At 67.4% G+C, this 20,780-nt stretch carries 26 protein-coding genes and 1 pseudogene; 15 read left to right on the top strand and 12 right to left on the bottom strand.

Annotation, left to right across the window (positions count from 1 at the left end; genetic code table 11):
* Nucleotides 1-136 precede the first annotated feature (136 nt).
* The 4 genes from H4N64_RS25865 to H4N64_RS25880 are packed head-to-tail and all read left to right on the top strand — an operon-like array spanning nucleotide 137 to nucleotide 3,468.
* The gene (locus H4N64_RS25865) at nucleotides 137-937 is read left to right on the top strand and encodes an ABC-2 family transporter protein (RefSeq protein ID WP_186284816.1); all 801 of its coding nucleotides are present in this window, start codon (nucleotides 137-139) and stop codon (nucleotides 935-937) included.
* On the top strand, nucleotides 930-1,751 hold the full coding sequence (locus H4N64_RS25870; RefSeq protein ID WP_186284817.1) for an ABC-2 family transporter protein: 822 nt from the start codon (nucleotides 930-932) through the stop codon (nucleotides 1,749-1,751). Before H4N64_RS25865 ends, H4N64_RS25870 begins: the two co-directional genes overlap by 8 nt.
* Nucleotides 1,705-2,718: an ABC transporter ATP-binding protein gene (locus tag H4N64_RS25875; RefSeq protein WP_222109415.1), complete on the top strand. Its 1,014-nt coding sequence runs from the start codon at nucleotides 1,705-1,707 to the stop codon at nucleotides 2,716-2,718. The genes H4N64_RS25870 and H4N64_RS25875 overlap by 47 nt, the downstream gene beginning before the upstream one ends.
* Before the next feature lie 33 nt (nucleotides 2,719-2,751).
* Nucleotides 2,752-3,468, top strand: coding sequence for a DUF1707 SHOCT-like domain-containing protein (locus H4N64_RS25880; protein ID WP_186284819.1), 717 nt, complete (start codon nucleotides 2,752-2,754; stop codon nucleotides 3,466-3,468).
* 63 nt (nucleotides 3,469-3,531) lie between these two features.
* On the opposite strand, the gene H4N64_RS25885 is transcribed toward H4N64_RS25880, so the two are convergent.
* Nucleotides 3,532-4,866 (bottom strand): SGNH/GDSL hydrolase family protein, encoded by a 1,335-nt coding sequence (locus H4N64_RS25885; RefSeq protein ID WP_186284820.1) that lies wholly within the window; start codon nucleotides 4,864-4,866, stop codon nucleotides 3,532-3,534.
* A gap of 186 nt (nucleotides 4,867-5,052) precedes the next feature.
* Between H4N64_RS25885 and H4N64_RS25890 the strand changes: the two genes are divergently transcribed.
* Entirely contained in the window at nucleotides 5,053-6,462 is a 1,410-nt protein-coding gene (locus tag H4N64_RS25890; RefSeq protein ID WP_186284821.1) for a DUF445 family protein, read from the top strand.
* Nucleotides 6,463-6,557: 95 nt separating this feature from the next.
* Nucleotides 6,558-7,031 (top strand): carboxymuconolactone decarboxylase family protein, encoded by a 474-nt coding sequence (locus H4N64_RS25895; RefSeq protein WP_186284822.1) that lies wholly within the window; start codon nucleotides 6,558-6,560, stop codon nucleotides 7,029-7,031.
* A gap of 48 nt (nucleotides 7,032-7,079) precedes the next feature.
* Here the strand turns inward: H4N64_RS25895 and H4N64_RS25900 are convergent, their stop codons facing one another.
* The gene (locus H4N64_RS25900; protein WP_186284894.1) at nucleotides 7,080-8,519 is read right to left on the bottom strand and encodes an alginate lyase family protein; all 1,440 of its coding nucleotides are present in this window, start codon (nucleotides 8,517-8,519) and stop codon (nucleotides 7,080-7,082) included.
* Nucleotides 8,520-8,666: 147 nt separating this feature from the next.
* On the opposite strand from H4N64_RS25900, the gene H4N64_RS25905 reads away from it, so the two are divergent.
* Nucleotides 8,667-9,029, top strand: a complete 363-nt coding sequence (locus H4N64_RS25905; protein ID WP_186284823.1) for a VOC family protein — start codon at nucleotides 8,667-8,669, stop codon at nucleotides 9,027-9,029.
* A gap of 94 nt (nucleotides 9,030-9,123) precedes the next feature.
* Here H4N64_RS25905 and H4N64_RS25910 read toward each other — a convergent pair whose 3' ends face one another.
* Entirely contained in the window at nucleotides 9,124-9,426 is a 303-nt protein-coding gene (locus H4N64_RS25910) for a hypothetical protein (protein WP_186284824.1), read from the bottom strand.
* A 151-nt stretch (nucleotides 9,427-9,577) separates the two neighbouring features.
* On the opposite strand from H4N64_RS25910, the gene H4N64_RS25915 reads away from it, so the two are divergent.
* The gene (locus tag H4N64_RS25915; protein WP_186284825.1) at nucleotides 9,578-9,820 is read left to right on the top strand and encodes an alpha/beta fold hydrolase; all 243 of its coding nucleotides are present in this window, start codon (nucleotides 9,578-9,580) and stop codon (nucleotides 9,818-9,820) included.
* A gap of 116 nt (nucleotides 9,821-9,936) precedes the next feature.
* Here the strand turns inward: H4N64_RS25915 and H4N64_RS25920 are convergent, their stop codons facing one another.
* The 5 genes from H4N64_RS25920 to H4N64_RS25940 all read right to left on the bottom strand — a co-directional run bounded on the left by H4N64_RS25920 (nucleotide 9,937) and on the right by H4N64_RS25940 (nucleotide 13,716).
* The gene (locus H4N64_RS25920) at nucleotides 9,937-10,434 is read right to left on the bottom strand and encodes a peptidylprolyl isomerase (RefSeq protein WP_186284826.1); all 498 of its coding nucleotides are present in this window, start codon (nucleotides 10,432-10,434) and stop codon (nucleotides 9,937-9,939) included.
* Between the two features lie 59 nt (nucleotides 10,435-10,493).
* The gene (locus tag H4N64_RS25925) at nucleotides 10,494-12,176 is read right to left on the bottom strand and encodes a glycosyltransferase family 2 protein (RefSeq protein ID WP_186284827.1); all 1,683 of its coding nucleotides are present in this window, start codon (nucleotides 12,174-12,176) and stop codon (nucleotides 10,494-10,496) included.
* A 203-nt stretch (nucleotides 12,177-12,379) separates the two neighbouring features.
* Nucleotides 12,380-12,745, bottom strand: a complete 366-nt coding sequence (locus H4N64_RS25930) for a hypothetical protein (protein ID WP_222109417.1) — start codon at nucleotides 12,743-12,745, stop codon at nucleotides 12,380-12,382.
* Between the two features lie 36 nt (nucleotides 12,746-12,781).
* Nucleotides 12,782-13,222 carry a glycine-rich domain-containing protein gene (locus H4N64_RS25935; RefSeq protein ID WP_186284829.1) on the bottom strand — a complete coding sequence of 147 codons (441 nt, stop codon included), beginning with the start codon at nucleotides 13,220-13,222 and terminating at the stop codon, nucleotides 12,782-12,784.
* Nucleotides 13,219-13,716, bottom strand: coding sequence for a hypothetical protein (locus tag H4N64_RS25940; protein ID WP_186284830.1), 498 nt, complete (start codon nucleotides 13,714-13,716; stop codon nucleotides 13,219-13,221). Before H4N64_RS25940 ends, H4N64_RS25935 begins: the two co-directional genes overlap by 4 nt.
* Nucleotides 13,717-13,950: 234 nt before the next feature.
* Here H4N64_RS25940 and H4N64_RS25945 point away from each other — a divergent pair, with 234 nt between their 5' ends.
* The 3 genes from H4N64_RS25945 to H4N64_RS25955 are packed head-to-tail and all read left to right on the top strand — an operon-like array spanning nucleotide 13,951 to nucleotide 15,593.
* Nucleotides 13,951-14,214, top strand: coding sequence for a hypothetical protein (locus H4N64_RS25945; protein ID WP_186284831.1), 264 nt, complete (start codon nucleotides 13,951-13,953; stop codon nucleotides 14,212-14,214).
* A complete protein-coding gene (locus H4N64_RS25950) occupies nucleotides 14,183-14,716 on the top strand; it encodes a DUF6879 family protein (RefSeq protein ID WP_186284832.1) in 534 nt (177 codons plus the stop codon). The genes H4N64_RS25945 and H4N64_RS25950 overlap by 32 nt, the downstream gene beginning before the upstream one ends.
* Before the next feature lie 22 nt (nucleotides 14,717-14,738).
* Nucleotides 14,739-15,593, top strand: coding sequence for a helix-turn-helix domain-containing protein (locus H4N64_RS25955; RefSeq protein ID WP_186284833.1), 855 nt, complete (start codon nucleotides 14,739-14,741; stop codon nucleotides 15,591-15,593).
* 185 nt (nucleotides 15,594-15,778) lie between these two features.
* On the opposite strand, the gene H4N64_RS25960 is transcribed toward H4N64_RS25955, so the two are convergent.
* On the bottom strand, nucleotides 15,779-15,973 hold the full coding sequence (locus H4N64_RS25960; protein ID WP_186284834.1) for a hypothetical protein: 195 nt from the start codon (nucleotides 15,971-15,973) through the stop codon (nucleotides 15,779-15,781).
* A 7-nt stretch (nucleotides 15,974-15,980) separates the two neighbouring features.
* Entirely contained in the window at nucleotides 15,981-16,832 is an 852-nt protein-coding gene (locus H4N64_RS25965) for a helix-turn-helix domain-containing protein (RefSeq protein WP_186284835.1), read from the bottom strand.
* A 269-nt stretch (nucleotides 16,833-17,101) separates the two neighbouring features.
* Between H4N64_RS25965 and H4N64_RS25970 the strand changes: the two genes are divergently transcribed.
* Both H4N64_RS25970 and H4N64_RS25975 read left to right on the top strand, forming a co-directional pair.
* Nucleotides 17,102-17,755, top strand: coding sequence for an ATP-binding protein (locus H4N64_RS25970; RefSeq protein ID WP_186284836.1), 654 nt, complete (start codon nucleotides 17,102-17,104; stop codon nucleotides 17,753-17,755).
* Complete coding sequence (locus tag H4N64_RS25975) at nucleotides 17,752-18,105, top strand: hypothetical protein (RefSeq protein WP_186284837.1); 354 nt, start codon at nucleotides 17,752-17,754, stop codon at nucleotides 18,103-18,105. The genes H4N64_RS25970 and H4N64_RS25975 overlap by 4 nt, the downstream gene beginning before the upstream one ends.
* 122 nt (nucleotides 18,106-18,227) lie before the next feature.
* Here the strand turns inward: H4N64_RS25975 and H4N64_RS25980 are convergent, their stop codons facing one another.
* Nucleotides 18,228-19,247 (bottom strand): SRA domain-containing endonuclease, encoded by a 1,020-nt coding sequence (locus H4N64_RS25980; protein WP_186284838.1) that lies wholly within the window; start codon nucleotides 19,245-19,247, stop codon nucleotides 18,228-18,230.
* Nucleotides 19,248-19,348: 101 nt separating this feature from the next.
* On the opposite strand from H4N64_RS25980, the gene H4N64_RS25985 reads away from it, so the two are divergent.
* Nucleotides 19,349-19,924, top strand: a complete 576-nt coding sequence (locus H4N64_RS25985; RefSeq protein ID WP_186284839.1) for a hypothetical protein — start codon at nucleotides 19,349-19,351, stop codon at nucleotides 19,922-19,924.
* 45 nt (nucleotides 19,925-19,969) lie between these two features.
* Nucleotides 19,970-20,323 carry a DUF2750 domain-containing protein gene (locus H4N64_RS25990; protein ID WP_186284840.1) on the top strand — a complete coding sequence of 118 codons (354 nt, stop codon included), beginning with the start codon at nucleotides 19,970-19,972 and terminating at the stop codon, nucleotides 20,321-20,323.
* On the opposite strand, the pseudogene H4N64_RS25995 reads toward H4N64_RS25990, so the two are convergent.
* Nucleotides 20,289-20,729, bottom strand: a pseudogene (locus H4N64_RS25995) (IS5 family transposase); the annotation flags it as partial. The gene H4N64_RS25990 and the pseudogene H4N64_RS25995 sit on opposite strands and share 35 nt — an antisense overlap.
* Between the last annotated feature and the right edge of the window lie 51 nt (nucleotides 20,730-20,780).

Here is a 20,780-nt window from a genome sequence, read left to right on the forward strand (position 1 = left end):
TTGAAGACTCTCGCACCAAGCGTTCCGTTCCCGGATCACGGCACGCTTCGGCGGCGGAAAACGCGTGGCGTGCGTCACCGCCCGCGTACTAGGTTGCTGCGCTTCGGTGTGCGGCGGGCCGAGGAGGGCTGAGGCAGTGGGTTCCGGACGGTTGTACGCGGCCGTCGCGGCGGGGGGATTCCGACGGTACGCGACCTATCGGGCGGCCACCGCCGCCGGGGTGTTCACCAACACGGTCTTCGGGATCATCCTGGTGTACACCTACCTGGCGCTGTGGGACGAGCGACCACACCTCGGGGGGTACGACCAGACACAGGCCGTCACCTACGCCTGGCTCGGTCAGGCCCTGTACTCGACGCTGGCGATCCAGGGCGGCGGCGCGGAGAAGGACCTGATGGCCCGGATCCGCACGGGGGAGATCGCGGTCGATCTGTACCGGCCCGCCGACCTTCAACTGTGGTGGCTGGCCAGTGACTTGGGCCGTGCGGTGTTCCAGATGCTGGGCCGCGGGGTGATCCCTTTCACGTTCGGCGCGCTGTTCTTCTCGATGGCGCTCCCGCAGGACATCACCACCTGGGTGGCCTTCTTGGTCGCGGTGGCGCTGGCGATGATCGTCAGCTTCGGGATCCGTTACCTGGCCGCGCTGATGATGTTCTGGCTCATGGACGACCGGGGCGTCACCCAGACCATGATGATCCTGGGGATCTTCTGCTCCGGAATGACGCTGCCGCTGAACGCCTTCCCGGACCCGTTCGGGGACATCGTGCAGTCGCTGCCGTGGGCGGCGCAGCTCCAGATGCCGGCGAATGTGCTGATGGGGGAGGTCTCGCCCTGGCACGCGTACGCCTTCCAGGCCGGCTGGGCGGTCGTACTGCTGGCGGCGGGGCGGCTGCTGCAGTCGGCGGCGACGCGGCGGGTGGTGGTGCAGGGTGGCTGAGGCGACGAGGCTGGGGGAGGGCCTTCGGGCGTACCGGCTGATCGCCGGGATGTGGATCCGCTCGACGATGACCTACCGCACGTCCTTCGCGCTCACGGTGGTCGGCAACCTGCTGATCACGGGCATGGACTTCGCCGCGATCCTGCTGATGTTCTCGCAGGTCGACTCGCTGGGCGGCTGGACGCTGCCCGAGGTCGCCCTGCTGTACGGCCTGTCCGCGACGGCGTTCGGCTTCGCCGATCTGCTGCTCGGTTCGATGGATGTGCTGGGCGGCCGGATCCGCGACGGTTCCTTCGACACGCTGCTGGTGCGGCCGGCGCCGGTGCTCGCGCAGGTCGGCGCGGACCAGTTCGCGCTGCGCCGCCTGGGCCGGATCACGCAGGGTGTGCTGGTGCTGGGGTACGCGCTGGTGGCCGTGGACGTCGAGTGGACCGCGGCCAAGGTGCTGCTGGTCCCGGTGATGGTGGTGTGCGGGGCGGTGATCTTCGGGTCGCTGTTCGTGGCGGGGGCGGCCTTCCAGTTCGTGGCGCAGGACGCGGCCGAGGTGCAGAACGCGTTCACCTACGGCGGGGGCACGCTGCTGCAGTATCCGCCGACCGTGTTCGGGACGGATCTGGTGCGCGGGGTGACGTACGTTCTGCCGCTCGCCTTCGTCAACTGGGTGCCCGCTGCTTATGTGTTGGGGCGGCCGTATCCGCTGGACCTGCCGGAGTGGGCCGCGTTCGCGCCGCCGTTGGTGGCGGGCGGGTTCTGTGTGCTGGCGGGTCTTGCCTGGCGGGCGGGGCTTCGGGCGTATCGGAGTACGGGGAGCTGAGGGTTTCGTGTTCATCGAGGTGGACGGCGTCGAGAAGGTCTTCGACGTGCGCAGGAAGACCGGGTTCCTGAAACGGGAGCGGCGGCAGGTGCGGGCGGTCGACTCGATCTCCTTCACGGTGGCGCGGGGCGAGATGGTCGGGTACATCGGGCCGAACGGCGCGGGCAAGTCGACGACGATCAAGATGCTGACGGGGATTCTGACGCCGAGCGGAGGGCGGCTGCGGGTGGCGGGCATCGACCCCTCCCGCGAGCGGACCCGCCTGGCGCACCGCATCGGCGTGGTCTTCGGCCAGCGCACCACCCTGTGGTGGGACCTGCCGCTGATCGACTCCTACCGGCTGATGCACCGCATGTACCGGATCCCGGACGACCGTTACCGGGAGAACCTCGACCGGTGCGTGGAACTGCTGGAGCTTGGTGGGCTGTTGGAGGTCCCGGTACGGCAACTGTCGCTGGGGCAGCGGATGCGCGGGGACATCGCGGCGGCGCTGTTGCACGACCCCGAGGTGCTGTACCTGGACGAGCCGACGATCGGTCTGGACGTGATCTCGAAGGCGAAGGTACGGGAGTTCCTGCGGGAGCTGAACGGGGAACGCGGCACGACGGTGCTGCTGACGACGCACGACCTCCAGGACATCGAGCAGCTCTGCTCGCGCGTGATGGTCATCGACCACGGGCGCATGGTCTACGACGGTGCGCTCGCCGGGCTGCACGAGGCGGGCGGGAGCGAGCGGATCCTGGTGGTGGACCTGGAGCGGGAGCTGCCGCCGATCGAGGTGGGTTCCGCGGCTCGGGTGGTGAAGGTGGAGGGGCCGAGGCAGTGGCTGGCGTTTCCGGCGGGGGAGTCCGCGGCGGGGCTTGTCGCCCGGGTCGCGGCGGAGTATCCGCTGGTGGATCTGTCGGTGCGGGAGCCGGACATCGAGGCGGTGATCGCGCGGATGTACGCGGAGAAGGCGACCGCGTAGTGCGGGGCGGGCGGAACCTCGTAGGCTGATTGCATGACCGAACTCCCTGAGCTCCGGGCCTCCGACGCCGACCGTGAGCGAGTCGCCGAGATCCTGCGGGACGCGCTGGCGGAGGGGCGGCTCGACATGGAGGAGTTCGAGGAGCGGCTGGATGCGACGTACAAGGCGCGGACGTACGGGGAACTGACGCCGATCACGCGGGACCTGCCGGTTTCGCCTGTCGTGGACCTGATGAAAGGCCCTGTTCAGGACGGGAGTTGGGCGGGGCGGATCGTCGGCGGGGAGGGTTCGTCGACGTGGGGCGTGGCGGTGATGTCCGGGTTCGAGCGCAGGGGCCGCTGGACTGTGCCACGCCGATTCAATGCCTTCGCCTTCTGGGGCGGCGGGGAGCTGGATCTGCGGGAGGCGATCTTCGCGGAGCGCGAGGTCGTGATCAACTGCGTGGCGATCATGGGCGGGATGAATGTGATCGTGCCGCCCGGGGTCGAGGTCGTGGTGCGCGGGATCGGGATCATGGGGGGCTTCGACCATCGGGAGGAGGGCGTGCCGGGGGATCCCGGGGCCCCTCGGGTGGTCGTGACCGGGTTCGCCTTCTGGGGCGGGGTCGGAGTGGAGCGGAAGGTCACGAAGGCGGAACGGCAGCGGCTGAGGGAGGAACGCCGCCGCGAGAAGCTGGAACGGAAGGCTTCTCGGCGGGGAGTGGAGGGGCATGGGTTCCATGGGCGGGGGTCGTCGGACGACGCCGACTGACGGTGGGCGGGGCTGACTTTCAGCCCGCCCGGCGTAGGGGCGGCGGGGGCGGGAAAACGTCTGTTACAGCTCCGCCGGGGCCGAGCCCTTCAGGTCTTTCAGGTTGAAGGCTTCCGCCATGCGCTGGTAGCCGCGGTCGCTCGGGTGGAGGTGGTCGCCCGAGTCGTAGTCGGACCGGAGTTCGCGAGGGTCGTACGGGTCGCGGAGCGCCTCGTCGAAGTCCGCCACCGCGTCGAACACCTCGCCCGAACGGATCTCCGAGTTGATCTGCTGCCGCACCGATTCCCGCTCGTCCGTGTAGCCCCGGTGCCCCCCGAACGGCATCAGCGTCGCTCCGATCACCTTCAGCCCCCGCGCATGCGCCTGACGGACCAGCGTGCGCAGTCCGTCCAGGATGAGCCGGGGGTCGGCGGCCTGCGGGTTGCGGAGGATGTCGTTGACGCCGAGATCGATCACGACGACCTTGACGTTCGTACGGTCCAGCACGTCCCGCGTGAAGCGGTCCAGCCCGCTCGGGTTGTCCGCGGGACGGCCAAGGCCCCCGGTGAGGATCCGGTTTCCGCTGATCCCCTGGTTCACCACGCTGTAGCGGGGCAGGTTCTCCCCGGCCTCCACCGCCGCCCGCAGCCGCTGCGAAAGGACGTCCGTCCAGCGGCGGTTGGCGCCCGAGGAGGATGTGATCCCGTCGGTCAACGAGTCGCCGAGAACCACCACCGTGCCGTCGAAGTCACTGCTCAGCACGTCCAGCGCGGTGAGATAGCGCCAGTACCCCACCTCCTCGGCGTACGCCGTCGCGGTCACGTCCTCGGTCCGGTCGCCCTGGGCGACGTAGGAGATCTGGCGGGCGTGCGGGTGGTAGGTGACCGGCCCGGAGCGGGTCGGGGAGTACGTCGTGACCAGCACGTTCGCGTCCGCGGGCACGCTCACCCGCACCGCGTCGCTCATCACCTGCCCGCCCGGCGGGACGACGACCGTGGTGTTGCCGCCGAAGGTGAGCCGCCGCATGGACCGGGTCACCGCGGCCGCCGTGTCCGACCCCGCCGCGACGGCGACCGACGCGTGCGTGATCGTCAGCGGGGACTGGCCGTACAGATTGGACAGCGTGATGCGGGCGCTCGTACCGCCGACACTGGTGTGGACGACGTTGCGTACCGAGCGGCCCGCCATGCCGTCCGTCTCGGTGCCCGGCTCGGCGGCGGCCGGCGAGGCAGACCAGGCGCCGACCCAGGTGCCGGTGGAGACCGGTGCGGCGGGGTTGCGTGGGGTGTTCCCGCTGGTCAGCGAGTTCTCACGGCCGCTGCCGTCGTCGGCGGCGACTCCGACGTAGATCGCCGCGGACAGGCCCACGATCAGCGCGACAATGGCGGAAAGCAGGGCATAACCGTGACGCCTGGTCATGCGGTGCGGTCTCCTCGGACGACGGGAGCCCGAGGCTCCGATGTGATCACCTCATGATGCGTCATGAGGGCGGGAGGACTTGAACAGACCCCCCATTGGGCCGTGGAGTTCCCCAGTGTGCTCCCCCCACCGGACAGACGCCGGGAACTCTCGTTTCGTTCCAGGAGTCGGTCAGGTAGGGACAATGTGTACGGGGACCGTGAACGGGTGGAGCGGATGGAACGATCGAAAACGGGCGAAGCAGGGTCTTCGGATCTTTCGGGCGTAGAGGAGCATGCCCGGCGGGACGCGCCGGCCAATCCTGTCGGCGTCCCCGCCTCGGCCGTCCGTGCGATGACGACCTTCAGCGCCGCCGACCAGGAGAAGCAGCGCGGCGTCCGAAGGATGAAGCTCACCGCGACCGGGCTGTTGCTCTTCGTGGCGCTGGTGTACGTCCTCGCCAAATGGGCGCAGAACTCCGGGGCCGGCGCCGTGGCGGGCTATGTCGCCGCGGCCGCCGAGGCCGGCATGGTCGGCGCGCTGGCCGACTGGTTCGCGGTCACCGCGCTGTTCCGCCACCCCCTCGGCATCCCCATCCCGCACACCGCGATCATCCCCACCAAGAAGGACCAGCTCGGCGTCTCGCTCGGTGAGTTCGTCGGCGAGAACTTCCTCTCCGAGGACGTCGTACGGCAGCGGCTGCGCGCCGTGGGCATCGGCAGCCGGCTCGGCGCCTGGCTGGCCGAGCCGGAGCACGCCGACCGGGTGACGGCCGAGCTGTCGGCGGCGCTGAGAGGTGCGCTGACGGTCATGCGGGACTCGGACGTGCAGGCGGTGGTCGGCGAGGCGATCACCCGGCGGGCCGACGCGCAGGAGATCGGGCCCGGCATCGGCAAGATGCTGGAGAAGGTGGTCGCCGACGGCGGTCACAAGCGGGTCGTCGACCTCGTCGTCTCCCGGGCGCACGACTGGCTGGTCCTGCACGACGAGCAGGTCATGGACGCCGTCCAGGGCGGGGCGCCCGGCTGGACCCCGCGCTTCGTCGACAAGCGGGTCGGCGAGCGCGTCTACAAGGAGCTGCTGCGCTTCGTCACCGAGATGCGCGACATGCCCTCCCACCCGGCCCGCGGCGCCCTGGACCGCTTCCTCACCGACTTCGCCTCCGACCTGCAGTCCGACACCGAGACACGCGCGCGCGTGGAGCGGCTCAAGGGCGAGGTGCTCGGCCGTGGCGAGGTGCAGGACCTGATCGCGTCCGCCTGGACGGCCGTACGATCCATGATCGTCTCGGCGGCGGAGGATGAGCGCAGCGAGCTGCGGCTGCGGGTACGGGCCTCGCTGCTGTCGCTGGGCGCTCGGATGGCGATCGAGCCGAAGCTCCAGAGCAAGGTCGACACCTGGGTGGAGGGCGCGGCGGTCTACGTCGTCACGACCTACCGCAAGGAGATCACCTCCCTGATCACGGACACCGTGGCGAGCTGGGACGCCGAGCACACCACCCGGAAGATCGAGGCGCACATCGGCCGTGACCTGCAGTTCATCCGGATCAATGGCACGGTGGTGGGCTCGCTGGCCGGACTGTTGATCTATACGGTGTCGCGGGCGCTCGGAGCGTAGCGACTGTGTCCCAGGTCACAACCGCCCGTGTCACACGGCGCCGGGCCGTTCCGTCATAGGGGTGTAAGCACCCGACGACGGCAGAGGAGCTCGTCATGGAAGCCCGTCTGAACCTCTTCGAGAACCCGGTCCTGGCCAAGGTCTTCAGGCACATCAACTCCGCGGGCAAGGCGGTCGCGGACTCGGCGGTGCCCCACTTCACGCTGGAGCTGGTGAAGATCCGCGCCAGCCAGATCAACGGCTGCGGCTACTGCACCGACATGCACACCAAGGACGCCGTCGCGGCCGGGGAGACCCAGCAGCGCCTCCACCTGGTCGCCGCGTGGCGCGAGGCCAAGGTCTTCACCGAGGCGGAGCGCGCCGCGCTGGAACTGGCCGAGCAGGGCACCCGTATCGCCGACGCGGCCGGCGGCGTCCCGGACGAGGTGTGGGAGAACGCCGCCAAGCACTACGACGAGGAGCAGCTCGGGGCGCTGGTGGCGATCATCGCGCTGATCAACACGTACAACCGGGTCAATGTGATCCTTCAGCAGCCGGCGGGGGACTATGAGCCGGGCATGTTCGGGTGAATGGGGGTGGGGGGCGCTGACCCGCGGCGCCCCCTCGGGTCCGGTCCCCTACTCGGCGGACCCGCCCCGCACCCGGTCCCGTCGGCGCAGCAGGAGCAGCCCTCCGGCCAGGGCGCCGACGCCCGTCGCGGCGGCCCAGCCGATGATGTCGTCGGAGCCGGTGGCGGCGAGGTCGCCACCGGACGGGGACGCCGACGGCGACGCGGACTGCGAAGCGGACTGCGACGGTATGGCGCTGGAGCTCGCCTGCGGCCGTGCACCGGACTCCGTGGAGGGACTCGGTGACGGTGTCGTCGTGGCGGCCGCCTTGTCCCGTGTGAACGCGAGGGTGCCGAAACCGAGTTGGTCGTAGCCGCCGCTGTTGGGGCCGTAGTCCCCGCCGCCGCCCTCGGGGGCGGACTTGGCGGCGATCCGGGTGATGTAGGAGGCGTCCTGCCCGCGTCGCTTGGTGTAGTGGTTGGCGATCATCGCCCAGATGGGCCGGGTCATGGCCGGATCGACGGGGGCGGCCTCGGTGACGGTCTCACTCCCGGACCAGCCGTTGATCGCGCCCTTCTTACGGGTGCTGGGAGTGAACGGCACCTCGCCGCCCATCGCCCACTTGGCCACGTACTGAGCTCCCTTGAGGAAACGGCTGTCGTCATAGCCGTACAGGTCGATGCCCTGGTTCCAGGCCATCTCGCAGAAGGTGCCCATCAGCCCGACCCCGAGCAGCGCGTGCCCCTGATCGCGCCCGGCCTCCAGCCACTCGCCGAGGCCGTCCTCGTGGAGGACGGGAATGGCGTTCTGGATCGACCCGAGCCCCTCGCCGTGCTTGAAGTAGTCGACGGCGCGGGCGACTTGGGCCTTGTCGTCGCAGAAGATGCCGGTGGCCAGGACGCAGGCCATGGCGGTGAGATCCCAGTTGGTCCAGTAGTTGGAGACGACGGCGCCGTTGTGCCGGACCAGGAAGTCGTCGCTGACCGTGCCGAAGACGGTGCCCAGCATCTCCTGGAAGCGGCCGAGGTCGAAGTCCGTGTGGTCGCGGACGAGTTCGGCGGCGTTGGCGAACTGGTACCCGTACAGACCGGCGGCCAGGAACCGGTCGGCGCTGCCGTCCAGCCGGGTCAGCTTCCCGGACCAGGCGTTGAGGATGGCGACGGCGGTGTCCAGATGGGCCTCGTCACCGCTGACGTGTCCGCGCAGGGCGTTCTGGTAGGCGGCGTGGATGTCGTTGTAGAGGATCGTGTAGTTCTGCGGCGAGCCGGAGCCGCGATAGACGGTGGCCTGGGGGTTGGCCGTCCAGGTGGGCTGGGAGTGCCGGTTGGCGGTGAGCTTGGCGAACCCTTCCGTGTAGGGCGCGGCTCCGGCCTCGACCTTTGAGGCCATACGTGCCAGGTCGGCGCGGGTGTGGAGGAGCCCGGGGTGCGCGTAGGCGGAGGGGGCGGCGACGGCGGGGGCCGGGGCGAGGGCGGCTCCGGCGGTGGCGAGGCCGGCGGCCTTGAGCATGCTGCGGCGGCTGAAGTGTCGTGTCACGGGGGCGTACCTCGGCGTCTCGGGTGGGGGACGCAGAGGAGACGCGGGGAAGGGGAAGGCGATAACAGAAACTGCCGACACCCGGTCCTCCCGGACCGCCGACATTCTTGGGGACCCACGATGACCATCCGCCGAATCGTCCCGAACATCCAGGTCGAGCCGGGGCCGCAGAAGAAGGCGAGCAGCGACTTCTACGGCCTGCTCGGCTTCGAGGAGGTCATGGACATGGGCTGGGTGATGACGATGGCGTCACCCGCCAACCCCACGGCCCAGGTCAGCTTCCTGACCGAGGAACGCACGGCGCCGGTCGTCCCCGACCTGAGCGTGGAGGTCGAGGACGTCGACGAGGTGTACGCGCGCGTGCGGGCGTCCGGCGCGGAGATCGTCAGGGAGCTGCGGGACGAGGAGTGGGGCGTCAGGCGCTTCTTCGTCCGGGACCCGAACGGTCAGGTGGTGAATGTGCTGACGCACCGGGGGCGGTGACGGCGTCCCAGAGGCCGTCGAGCGTGCCGAGCCGCCGGGCCCCGCGCTGGATCGACGACAGGGTCATGGATCAACGGGGCCGGGCGTCGTGCCCTCAGCCGTTGCGGTCGGCCACCGCCCAGGACGCCAGCGCCACGGCCCCGGCCACACCGAACACGGCCGGCCAGGCGCCGACCTTCTTGGCGAGGGGGTGGGACCCGGCGAAGGCGGCGACGTACGCCGCCGTCAGCGCGCCCGCGGCCGGTCCGCCGGCCCGCTGCCGCCACTGCCGTGCCGCGGCCGCCCCGGCGGCGGCCAGCACGACACCGCCGAGCGGCCGCTTCTTCGTCCACCGGGCCACGCCGTACCCGCCGACGAGCCCACCCGCGGCGATCATCGCGCTCGGAATCTTCGCCATGTTGCCTGCCTCCTGCTGTTCCGCGCCTGCTGTCCTGTGCTTGCTGCTTCGCGCTGCTGTGACTGCTGTGACTCTGTGAACGAGGCTAATCGTCACGCTTGACGATCACTCGAAGGCCCCTGAAGGCAGGTGGTCGGCGGAGGGCCCGGTCATGGGCGACGCTGCACCTCACTGGGCCGAATGGAGCCGTACGACCGCACTGGCGCTGCTGATCCGGGGCGAGAACGGCTGGATGCCGGAGCCGGAGTCCCAGGCCATGGCGGCCGCCCACCGACGCACCGAACTGCGCACGATCCGGTCGGCGGCACACGACGTACACCTGGACCAGCCGGAGCGGCTGCACGCGGTAGTGAGGGAGTTCTTGGCCTCAACCGAACCTGAGGTTCCACGTTGACCGCGTAGAGGCGCTCAGAAAGAGGACATGAAGCTGGGTCAGCTGTCGGCCGGTACCCGTCGATATGAGGGCGGCCGGGGCGTGAGTACGCCCCGGCCGGCACCGGCTGTCGTCCGTCAGAGCTGACCGGAGGCCGCGATGGTGATCTTCGCCGACGTCGCGCCGCTGCGGGAGCCCAGGGACTCGATCTTCTTCACGAGCTGCATGCTGGTCTCGTCGGCGACCTCGCCGAAGACCACGTGCTTGCCGTCCAGCCAGTCCGTCACGACCGTCGTGATGAAGAACTGGGAGCCGTTGGTGTTCGGGCCGGCGTTGGCCATGGAGAGCAGGCCGGGGCGGGTGTGCTTGAGCTGGAAGTTCTCGTCGGCGAACTTCTCGCCGTAGATGCTCTTGCCGCCGGTGCCGTTGCCCGCGGTGAAGTCACCGCCCTGGAGCATGAAGTCCGGGATGACGCGGTGGAAGGAGGACCCGGCGTAACCGTAGCCCTTCTCGCCGGTGGCGAGGGCGCGGAAGTTCTCCGCGGTCTTCGGGACGACGTCGTCGAAGAGGTTGAAGTTGATGCGCCCGGCGGGCTCGTCGTTGATGGTGATGTCGAAGTAGACCTTGGTCGTCATACCCCCCATCCTGCACCCTCCGGCCCGGTGTCACTGTCGCAGGGGCTGATCGGGCGACGTCACGGCGTCCGATCAGGGGTCTTCGGAGTGCTCCAGGGGTCCGCCCGCCTCGCCAGTCTGCCCGCCCCGCGCCGCATCGAGGGCGGGAGGCCCTGGAGGATCGCGCGGGCCCTGCGGCGGAGGGCCGGGGATGTCGTCGTGCGGAGGAGCAGGCGGTGGTGGAGGGCCGTGCCGCCCGGTTGGCCGACCGCCAGGGCCAGTTGTGCCTCTCGGGGTGTTCTCGTCGGGATCAGCAGGCGGGGCGGGGTGCCCGCCTTCACCGTGGGCGTCCTTCCGAGGTCGTCCGGGACCACGCGTGCTCGGCGGCCCAGCCCCAGGAGCTGCGCGCTCGCCCACACCAGGTGGGTTCCGGGGGGTAGGGGCGCGCCGTCCGCCAGGGTCAGGGGGTCGATCCTCGTCGTGCCCGTGAGCAGGATGCGATGGCGGTCCCGGCCCGTGCGTTCCGTCCGTGGTGTCAGGTTCCCGTCCGGGAACCACCACTCGTTGCGGGTCGTGTCGTGGGTCAGGAGTTCGCCGTCGGCGTGCGCCAGGGGGTCCCGGACCTCCCAGTTCTCGGCGCCTTCGATGCCGTCGAGGAGGTCGGGGTCCAGGTAGAAGCGGCCCTGGCGTTCGTGCAGGGTGAGAGGTTCGCCGTCCGGGCGGAGCATCTCGATCGTCGTGGTGATGCGGAGCACGTTCCCGCTCCAGTGGATGTCCTCCACCGTCAGGCGGGGTCTGACCGCCTCCGTCCTTCGGGCCAGCTCGATCAGGGAGTCCAGCCGGCCCTCCTCCAGCAGCGTCCCCCTCAGTCGGGAGATCGCGGGGAGGCCCTCGCGTACGCCTGGTGGGAAGCTTTCGAGGGCCATACGGCGGACCGTGGTGAAGTAGCGGCCCAGGGCCCTGCCCGTACGCTGCAGGACTCTCGGTTCGGTCACCGGGCGCAGGAGTTCCACCCGGTAGGAACGGCGCAGGAGGTCGTCCTGGAGCGGGCCCGGGTCCGTGCCCTCCTTCACCGCGTCCACCACCTGTTGCAGGCAGGAGTAGTACGTCTCCGGGGTCGTGGCCGAGCCGCTGGTGTTGCCGCCGTCCTCGCGGCGGTTCCAGACGTAGCAGGGCGTGGAGAGGATCGAGACCGTCTTGGCGCGCACATAGGCGCGGGCCATGAAGAGCTGGTCCTCCAGGCGTACCCGGCCCTCGGGGAACTCGATGCCGTGGTCGAGGAGGAAGTCCCGGCGGAACATCTTGTGCGGGGTCAGGCTCTCGAAGAGCGGGGCGTCGGCGGCGGTGCAGTGGTCCACCGTACGTCTGAAGACTCTGCTGGGGCCCGCCATCGTGCCGACCACCCGGCCCAGGACGATGTCCGAGCCGTTGCGCGCCGCGATGCGATACAGGTTCTCCAAGGCCTCTGGCGTCAGCTCGTCGTCCTGGTCCACGAACTGGACGTACTCACCCCGGGCGTGGCGGACTCCGACGTTACGGGGTTTGCCGGGCCAGCCGGAGTTCTCCTGGTGGAACACCCGGACGTGCGGATGCCGGACCGCCAGTTGGTCCAGACGGGCTCCGGAGTCGTCGGTCGAGCCGTCGTCGACGTAGACGACCTCATAGGCGTCGCGGCCGATGCTCTGGTCGAGGAGGGAGGGGGCACAGCGGTCCAGGTAGTCACCGGCGTTGTGGACGGGGACTACGACGCTGACCTTGAGCATGGCTTCCCCCGGGGGTTCACCTATGGTTCATCTGTGGGCAGGTGACACGTTATGTCAGGTTCCGGGGTGGTGCGCGTTGTCGCGGCCGTGAAACGCACAAGGGTTACGGGGACAGCCGCCCCGGCCCTCGTAAGCCGAGACGACTCGGGGCGCCCGCGAGTACCTCATCGACGCCGTCTGGCGCTCCGACCGGCACAAACTGTTCAGCGGCTTACGTCCGGGGCCGACGTGGCTCCGTAGGCCAACCGCATTCCTCCAGTCATCAGAACGTCGTGGTTGGCAAAGAGCGAGGTGAGTTCGAAGCGTCGCCGGATCCGAGCTGTCCACACGGCGCGCCACAGGTCGGTGTACGCGTTGACCATCCGAGCGCGGTGTGCCTGGGTGAGGATCCAACGGGCTCGATCCTCATCACTGACACGTCCACCAAGACTGAGCGCAAGTCGCCACAACTCCTCTCCGTCGCTGTTCTCGTCGACCACGGCGACGACCCCGATGTCGCCAAAGCGCCGCTCGTCGCTGGACCGGGTGGTGTAGGCGATGGTGAGCTCTTCGAGCGGGAAGACGGTCACGCGGCTGATCCCGGTCGTCTCTGTGAGGGGCACGGCTCAGCAGCAGGGGCCGTCGCCGCAGCAGGTGGGGGTGTTGCAGTCTGCGGCTGTACCCCACATCTGCTCGTCGACCTCGAAGCCGCAGGCCCGGATCCTCCCCACGACATCGACCATCAACCCACGTGTCCGAACCTTCGAGTTGGGCTGGTGATGCAGGAAGTACCCGAAGTTTCTGTCACACCACTCGGCGTACCACCCGGTGTGCAGGATGAGCGTGTGCCAACCCGGATCGATCACCTTCGACGGGGCCATGGCGGCCCCCTCGCCTGTCGATCCCATGACGAAGACCAGGGCAAGTGCCTGATCGACGACCCGATCGGCGACGCAGCGCTCCAGTCCGTACTCCTCGGCACAGAACTCGGCCAGCATCTCGAACTCGGTGTCGGTGACGAGGGACCGTCCAGTGCGCGGCTCTGCAGTGATGGTGGTGGAGGTCATCGCACAACCACCGCCGTCCCACGGTCGAGCTGCCGACGGCCGCGGTCGACCAGATCCCGCACGGCCTGTGGCCTGCACAGGTCACCGTCGTAGCGTGGCGGGACGGCCCAGTACGTCCCTGGTGGCCGTCGCCGGTCGATACGCGGGATTCCCAGGTACGTGTCGCCGCACAAGCACGGCGCGATATCGCCGAATTCCCACACCAGGCCGGCGTGCCCCTGGATGAGCGCGTAGTACGTCGGACCGGTGGCACGGTGGTCGTGGATGACCGGGCCGCTGAGCTCTTCGGCCAATGCGGCGGGCACCTGTTCAGAGACCTCGCAGGCGAGGGCGGCATGCACGAGTTCGACAGACATCCGCACCGCGGCAAATCTGCTGCTCAGCGGCAGGAGTGCAACCCCGTGGTTCGACCACTCTGCCTCGGCCTGCTCGGGCACGGGGTGCGCACGGGCGAGCCAGTCGTTGATCAGTCTGTTGAGTACATGAGCCTGCATCTCCACTGACCTCCAAGTGCGTCAAGGGCTCCTGCGGCAGCGACTGGGCGGCGCCGAGATCTGCCGTCGTGGCAATGACGCTAGAGAGGCGATGCGTCTGGAACCGAGTTCCGTGCAGATTTGTGCAACAGGCCCCTCCTTCAGGTGACTTGGCAGAAAATCCCCTCTTGACGGACCCCTCTCGCCAACGGGACGGTGGTGCACACAACTGCACATCTCACGACGGAGGCTGCCATGCCGCTGCAGTTCATCGGGATCGACCCCAACACCGGCGATCACGAAAGCCCGACCATCTGGGTGGACCAGGAGAAGCAGGAACTCGTCCTCCAGGGGTGGAAGCCCGGCTCAGCCCTCGAAGCGGAGTGTGCTGCGTTCGAGTTGCCCGGCCACGCCAAGGGCATCCCGGAGAACGAGGCCGTGATCCGTATCCCCGCCAGGATGGTGCCCATGATCAGGGAGGCTTGCGATGCCGTCGAACGTGCCAACGGCGTTCAGTGATCTCCTGGCCGCGTGCACACGATCGGCCGTCCACCTGGAGATGCGGGACTCCTATGCGGTCGACTACGAGAAGGGCTCTTTCGCGGACTGGCGCGCCGGATACCGCCACGATCCCGACGACCGGACCTCGTGGTGGCGACAGTGGCTCGACCTCGTGCAGGAGACCGTGAACCGAGGCGTGGTCATTCGGCGGGCTCGCATCGTGTCGGAGCCTGTGACCGAGTACACCCGCTTCCTCTACGACGGGACTTTCACCAACATCGCCGCCGGCGAACAGGTCGGCTGGCTGCCCAGGCGCCGAGCGTCCGACATCGCACTGCCCGGCAACGACTTCTGGCTCTTCGACGGCCAAGTCATCCGCTGGAACCATTTCTCGGGGGACGGTGCGTCCCTTGGCGGGGAAGTCTGGGAGGATGCGCCCGACGCGGCCAAGCTCTGCGCTGATGCCTTCGAAGCGGTCTGGGCCAGAGCGATTCCTCACAGCCAGTACGAGATCCACTGACAGAACACCGGAAAGCCAGCTCATGCCCGTCTCCCCGTCCTCGTCCGCCCAGGCCGCCCGCGAAGTCGTCGCCCGCAGACTGCGCGAGCTCCGCAAGGGGGCCGGTCTGACGGTCACCGAGCTGGCCGACCGGTGCGGTTGGCACCATGCAAAGACCTCCCGCATCGAGAACGCACACACGGCGCCGTCCACGACAGACATCCGGGCCTGGGTCACGGCCTGCGGCGCCACGGAACTGGCCGACGATCTCGTCGCCCAGTCCCTCCATGCGGAATCGATGTACACAGAGTGGCGCCATCGGGTCCGGTCTGGTCTGAAGCAGTTGCAGGACAGTGCTGTCCACTTCTTCCGCGAGACCCGGCTGTTCCGCGTCTACTCGTCGTCGCTGGTCCCTGGCCTGCTTCAGACCGAGGGCTATGCCGCCGGTGTTCTGGGCATCAGCGCCCGCTTTCGTGAACTTCCCATCGACGACAGCGCAGAGGCTGCCAGAGCACGTGTCGACCGCTCTCGCGTGATTCATGAGCCGGGGCACCGGTTCGTGCTGGTCGTAGAAGAAGCCGCTCTGTACTACCGCGTCTGTGACGAGGACGCCATGGCCGCGCAGCTCGGCTATCTCCTTACAGCAGGGGCACTGCCCCAGGTGTCGCTGGGCGTCATCCCGTCTTCAACCCCCGATCGGTCCCAGTGGCCTCGGGAGACATTTCATGTCTACGACGACAAGCTCGTGTCGGTGGAACTCGTCTCTGCTCAGGTGAGGATCACCCAGCCTTCCGAGATCGCGCTCCACTTGAAGGCCTTCGAACAGTTGCGGAGCATGGCGGTCTACGGAGCAGAGGCACGAGCCTTGATCTTGAGAGCCATCGAGGCCCTGAGCTGACGCGCACGGTGCCCTCCGGATGTCGGCCAGGAGAGGTGGTCGTGTACTGACGTGATCTGTAGCAGTACTTCGAGACGCCAGCTGTGCACCGCCGAGAACAGATGCTGGCCGTGTGCGGCGTGCTCGGGCGCCGCGTGCGCCTTGGTTCGGGTCTGTCTCCCTGGGGCAGCAAGCGTTCGGCCGCCTCACCCGAGCAAGTGGTCCGCCTTGCCTGCCTTGATGCTGAGGATCATCATGCGCAGGGCCTCTCGACTGTCCGTGATGAATCGATCCTCCTGGCCATGCACTGCTATGTAAGCGTTGCCTCCTTCGTCGATCCCTATCCGGAAGCACGCATTCCCTTCCCCGCAGAAGGGCTCTTCCCACTGGATCTCGCGCATGACGCCCCTAGAGTTCGCGTGCGATGGTGGTGATCAAGTCCCTTGAGTCGTCAGGGGACAGGGTGAGTTCTTCCGTTCGATCCAACTGGGCACGATACTTGGCCAACTCTGCCTGACCGTGAAGGAAATCCGGGCCGTGAGAGTTGTCGATCTGCACTGTGTCCAAGCGTTCCACGGGCCCCTCCGCGTACAGCACGGTCTGGCCTGCACCGGGGAATGTTCCACGGACGAAGGGCACTGCCAAGATCGTCACGCTGGGCCGTTCGGACTGGTTCAGCAAGTGCTGGAGTTGCTCTTGAGCCACCCGGCGCCCTCCGAACTGCATTCGGAGCGCGGCTTCATGAACGATGGCGGTGAAGGGAGGAGGGGCATCACCGCGCAGAACCTCCTGGCGATGGCTACGATGGGCCGCCCGCATCGCCACCTCGTGTTCCGGTAGGGGTGGGAGGACGGCTCGAAAGACCGCCAACGCGTAGTCCGTCGTCTGCAACAGTCCCGGAATATGCACCGTGCACGCCACGCGCATGCGAGTTGCCCGTGCCTCCAACTCCGCGATGTCCAGCAGACCTTGAGGGAGAGATCCGCGGTACTGCTCCCACCAGCCCTGGTTGCCGGCCGAGGCCATGTCGACCAATGCATCCACGTACTTCTCATCGTGGCACTGGCACTGGTGAGCCAAGGTGCGTAGGCGTTCCTCACTGATGTTCCGAACGCCGGACTCCATGTTGGAGATCTTTCCTCGGTCGACGCCAAGGACGTTCGCTGCTCGCTCTGCCGACATCCCTGCGGCTACCCGCATGCTGCGCAACTCATGGCCCAGGCGCTTCTGGCGCTGACTGAGGAGTGCCTTCGGGGACATGCCGTTCCTTCCGTGTGCGTTCAGTCGCAGTCTGCCGTGTCTTCCAAGCCCGAACCACGATTGAGCTATTTTGCCGAAACGGATGGCAAATTTACCTCAGTGTCTCTACGTTGAGTACCGAGCTGCTCACGTGCAGCGAGCAGAAGTGCATCGCGCAGGCTTGTCCGGCTTCTCCTGCCCTGGGAGCGGCGGGCCTGCGTCAGGGCGACAAGCCACTGCTCGCTGGTGTTGACGAGTGGCATCGATCGACCGAGTCGAGGAGGACGCCCATGAACCACGACAACTGCGTACCCCGTAAGGAGTGGGAGGTTCCCTTTCGGGCCACTCCGAGAGAAGTCCCTGCTCTGCGTCGGATCACGCGTCTGCATCTCACGCACTGGGGACTGCTGGATGTGCTGGAGAACGCTCAACTCTGCGTCAGCGAGTTGGCCACCAACGTGGTCAAGCACGTGGGGTTAGGCGCTCCCGCCGTGCTTGCCGTCTGTATGAACGGCACGAAGCTCCATCTGGAGGTGCAGGACCCGTATGCGGACGCGGTCCCGATACTGGAATGTGCAGGAACTCAAGACGAGGGAGGCCGTGGTCTCGAACTCATTGACGCGATGTCGGAGAGATGGGGAGTGCGCCGTACGTCGACGGGGAAGGCAACGTGGTGCGAGCTGGCCACAGCGCTCACGTCCCCCCACGGACATGTTCAGGACCACCGTGTTTCGCGCGCTGACGAGTTGCTCTCCTCGTACGACGCCAACGCCGCCTGCTTCATGCGGGCGGGCGTGGCAACCCTCGACCAGGCGGCCAAATGCGCCGCGCGCCTGATTGTCGATCTCCTGTGCTGGACTCAGGCCCACGGACTCGATCCCGGTTCCTTGCTCGAAGAAGCGCAGGAGTCCTTCGAAGTAGCCTCAATCGGGCGCAACCGATGAACTCTGATGGGCACAGGAAGTCGGAGCCTGCTGGCGCGTTCAACATCGGCTGGCGCGACCCGGACTCGCTCCGGGTGCTGTGTGAGGTTGCCGAGGAGATAGGACTCTTGGACGGGGTGGAGGTAGTGCCACTCGCAATCGATCCCACAAGGAGCGGGTTTCTGCTGACGGTTGTCGTCGCGGAGGACATGGTTCTCGCCTCGCCACGGTTCGCTTGGAGCGAGTTGGAGCCTCCCGAGGGTGTGACCGGGATCGGTGCTGCTCATCACGTGTTGGGCTGTCTTGCCGAGATCGCGCGGCGCACCAGAGTCGGGCTGGCCACGATACACCTGGTTGCAGGTTGCCTCTGAACTCCAGCAGGTACGAGAGCTGCTTGACCGCGCCGACAGAGATTGATGGCGAGACCTCCAGCAAGTTCCTGGCGTGCTTCCGAACGCCATGCAGGCGGACTGCGGTCCGATCTTAGGCGGCCTTAAGCGGGTATGGGGCAATCCAGACAGCGGAAGGATCGAGGTGCGGTACCTGTCTCAAACTCAGAGAAGCCGCCGTTGTCGTTGCGGTACACGAGGCCAATCCCGTGTTCAGTGAGCAGGTCACGGAGATCCACATCGGGAAGGGCCGGTGCCAGCACCATCAGGTGCAGTGGCTGATTGTGTGGGATCTCATTCAAGTAGCGTCGTGCGCGTAGGAGCTGTGCCAGAGCTTGAGTGATCGACTCGCTCGCCGCGCTGCCCGTCGGCTCATACACCGTGTTGTTTGTTGGGTTGTATAGCTCGAACATGAGTCGAGAGCTTGAGTTCCGCATCGATAGGTCCAGTTGACCAATCGTTTCCCCACCTGCGGTCTCACGCTCCTCGAACGCATCCGACAGATCATCGCGGGCTGCTATCACATGGTCGACGTCAGTCTGCGGCTGCCGTTCGCGGCTCTGACGTCGAGCCGCTCGGGCGTGGCGGCCCGCGGTTCGACTGAACCACGACCGGGACTGAGGTGCACGTTCGAGAGTGTCGGATGCCTCCCGGATGTAGCGGCCTATGGGACGCAGGCGAAAGACTATGACGTCGCGTTCTTGACCTAGCTCGTCTTTGGCCTCGCGTATCTCGAATGGCCTGCGCTCGTCAAGCTTGAACATCCCGATGTATCTGTGCGTTCGTGTGTCGCTACCACGAACCTTCCCCACGGCAACGAACAGATGCAGCGTGCGACCCATCCTGGCGTGCTCCAGGATGGATAAATTGCCGCCTTCGAAGGCCTGGTTGCCCTTTTTGCCGGTTCCCGTGTAGGTGAAGACGGGACCCAGGTCATCATCCTCGGCTAGCCATCCGTCGCGGTATCCGTAGCGCTTGCCGACCTTGCTGTCGGAGAAAATGAGAACGTTGCGCTTTCCCACCGCGGGACAGATTCCGGCAAAGCCGCTGCCGCCAAGCACGGGGTGGATCTGCTTACGCGTCAGGATGTCGCCGGGCTGGAACCCGGAGGGGGCTGTCGTCATGTGTTGAGGCTAGTGGGTTCACTACTCGCGGGGTGTGGCGGGTGACGTAGGTCGCCGAAGAAGCCGTTGTGGCAGTGTCAGGCTCAGGCGAGGATGGTGCGATGGGTGAGGCGACGGGGACGATCATCGCAGCTGTTATCGCTTTCGCATCCGCAGTCATCGGGGCGGTGATTGCCGGTAGGTATGCCAGGGGTGGAGCGGAAGCCGGCGGACGTAAGGCAGTTGAGGCAGCTCTAGCGCAGGTGCACGGTCAGGCGGCAGCGGAACACTGGCAGTGGGTACGCAGTCAGCGGCATCAGTCCTTTGCTGCTCTCTTTGTGGCTTATGCCGTACTCGATGAAGTGCTCATCCGTATCGCCCCCGAGGTGCGAAGCAGCGGTGGGCTTGATGCTGCGGCAAGGCGTGAGTTGGGAGATGGCACGCTTGAAATGCAGGCGAAAACCAGCCAGTTGGCGCTCTGGGGGCCAGGCGAGGCAAACGAGCTGGCTTACGCGCTGACGGAGACGTCGATAGCGGCAGTGGCTTCCTTGCTGGCGGTAGCAGGTACGAATCCCGAGGGTATGAGCGCAGCTTGGTCCCGCTTTGCCCGAGCCAGAGAGGAGATGGCGCAAGCCCATGCGGCCTTCCTTCAGAGGGCTGGAGAAATCGTGCGTGATCCACGACAGCCGGTCAGTTAGAACTCCTAACGAAATGAGTGTTGGAGAACGGTAGGCTCGGTGGCCATGAGTCAGAGCGGTTCGCAAGCGGCGGCATTCTTCCGAGACGTCCGCCAAAGCAGAGTGGTCTGGCTTGTCCGGGATGACGACGGAAGCCCGACTCACCTCTCTGCGGACGGCACGCGAAGTCTTCCCTTCTGGTCGACCTCGCCGCGCGCCCAGAGGGCAGCAAAGATCTGGGGGCATGGGCTCCGCGTTGAGTCCATGCCCTTGGACACCTGGTGCGATCGTGTACTGCCCGATGCCGCCCGGGAAGGACTCGTGATCGGCATCAACTGGAGCGGGCCGCGCCTGGTCGGCTGGAGCTTCGCCCCCAACGAAGTTCTTAACCGGCTATCGGCGGCTCACACATTGACCTGAGTTGTCGGTGGGTGATCAGGCAGCAGGCGAGCTTGAGGAAGGCTTCGTGGATGTCGGCTCGTCTTTCCCAGCGGATGCGGAGCCGGCGGAAGCCATGTAGCCAGGCAATGGTTCGTTCGACCACCCACCGGTAGGTGCCCAGGCCGGTCCCGTGCGTGGTTCCGCGTCGGGCGATGGCGGGAACGATGCCGCGGGCGCGGACCTGGTCGCGGTAGACGTCGTGGTCGTAGCCGCGGTCGGCGAACAGGGAGTCGGGCCTGCGGCGGGGATGTCCGACCCTGCCGCGTGCCGGCGGGACGGCGTCGAGCAGCGGCAGGAGCTGAGTGACGTCGTTGCGGTTGCCGCCGGTCAGCAGGACGGCGAGCGGGGTGCCGTGGCCGTCGGTGATCACGTGGTGGCGGCGCCCCCATACCGGGCTGAACGCTCAACTCCCCCCATGGACACAGCCAGCAGGACC

Source organism: Streptomyces cupreus (assembly GCF_014257025.1).
Taxonomy (GTDB): Bacteria; Actinomycetota; Actinomycetes; order Streptomycetales; family Streptomycetaceae; genus Streptomyces; species Streptomyces cupreus.

Coding starts and splice junctions, on each gene's coding strand:
- H4N64_RS25880 (WP_186284819.1), top strand. CDS start 2,752: ATGACCGAACTCCCTGAGCTCCGGGCCTCCGACGCCGACCGTGAGCGA.
- H4N64_RS25885 (WP_186284820.1), bottom strand. CDS start 4,866: ATGACCAGGCGTCACGGTTATGCCCTGCTTTCCGCCATTGTCGCGCTG.
- H4N64_RS25895 (WP_186284822.1), top strand. CDS start 6,558: ATGGAAGCCCGTCTGAACCTCTTCGAGAACCCGGTCCTGGCCAAGGTC.
- H4N64_RS25900 (WP_186284894.1), bottom strand. CDS start 8,519: ATGCTCAAGGCCGCCGGCCTCGCCACCGCCGGAGCCGCCCTCGCCCCG.
- H4N64_RS25905 (WP_186284823.1), top strand. CDS start 8,667: ATGACCATCCGCCGAATCGTCCCGAACATCCAGGTCGAGCCGGGGCCG.
- H4N64_RS25910 (WP_186284824.1), bottom strand. CDS start 9,426: ATGGCGAAGATTCCGAGCGCGATGATCGCCGCGGGTGGGCTCGTCGGC.
- H4N64_RS25915 (WP_186284825.1), top strand. CDS start 9,578: ATGGGCGACGCTGCACCTCACTGGGCCGAATGGAGCCGTACGACCGCA.
- H4N64_RS25920 (WP_186284826.1), bottom strand. CDS start 10,434: ATGACGACCAAGGTCTACTTCGACATCACCATCAACGACGAGCCCGCC.
- H4N64_RS25925 (WP_186284827.1), bottom strand. CDS start 12,176: ATGCTCAAGGTCAGCGTCGTAGTCCCCGTCCACAACGCCGGTGACTAC.
- H4N64_RS25935 (WP_186284829.1), bottom strand. CDS start 13,222: ATGACCTCCACCACCATCACTGCAGAGCCGCGCACTGGACGGTCCCTC.
- H4N64_RS25940 (WP_186284830.1), bottom strand. CDS start 13,716: ATGCAGGCTCATGTACTCAACAGACTGATCAACGACTGGCTCGCCCGT.
- H4N64_RS25945 (WP_186284831.1), top strand. CDS start 13,951: ATGCCGCTGCAGTTCATCGGGATCGACCCCAACACCGGCGATCACGAA.
- H4N64_RS25950 (WP_186284832.1), top strand. CDS start 14,183: ATGCCGTCGAACGTGCCAACGGCGTTCAGTGATCTCCTGGCCGCGTGC.
- H4N64_RS25955 (WP_186284833.1), top strand. CDS start 14,739: ATGCCCGTCTCCCCGTCCTCGTCCGCCCAGGCCGCCCGCGAAGTCGTC.
- H4N64_RS25960 (WP_186284834.1), bottom strand. CDS start 15,973: ATGCGCGAGATCCAGTGGGAAGAGCCCTTCTGCGGGGAAGGGAATGCG.
- H4N64_RS25965 (WP_186284835.1), bottom strand. CDS start 16,832: ATGTCCCCGAAGGCACTCCTCAGTCAGCGCCAGAAGCGCCTGGGCCAT.
- H4N64_RS25970 (WP_186284836.1), top strand. CDS start 17,102: ATGAACCACGACAACTGCGTACCCCGTAAGGAGTGGGAGGTTCCCTTT.
- H4N64_RS25975 (WP_186284837.1), top strand. CDS start 17,752: ATGAACTCTGATGGGCACAGGAAGTCGGAGCCTGCTGGCGCGTTCAAC.
- H4N64_RS25980 (WP_186284838.1), bottom strand. CDS start 19,247: ATGACGACAGCCCCCTCCGGGTTCCAGCCCGGCGACATCCTGACGCGT.
- H4N64_RS25985 (WP_186284839.1), top strand. CDS start 19,349: ATGGGTGAGGCGACGGGGACGATCATCGCAGCTGTTATCGCTTTCGCA.
- H4N64_RS25990 (WP_186284840.1), top strand. CDS start 19,970: ATGAGTCAGAGCGGTTCGCAAGCGGCGGCATTCTTCCGAGACGTCCGC.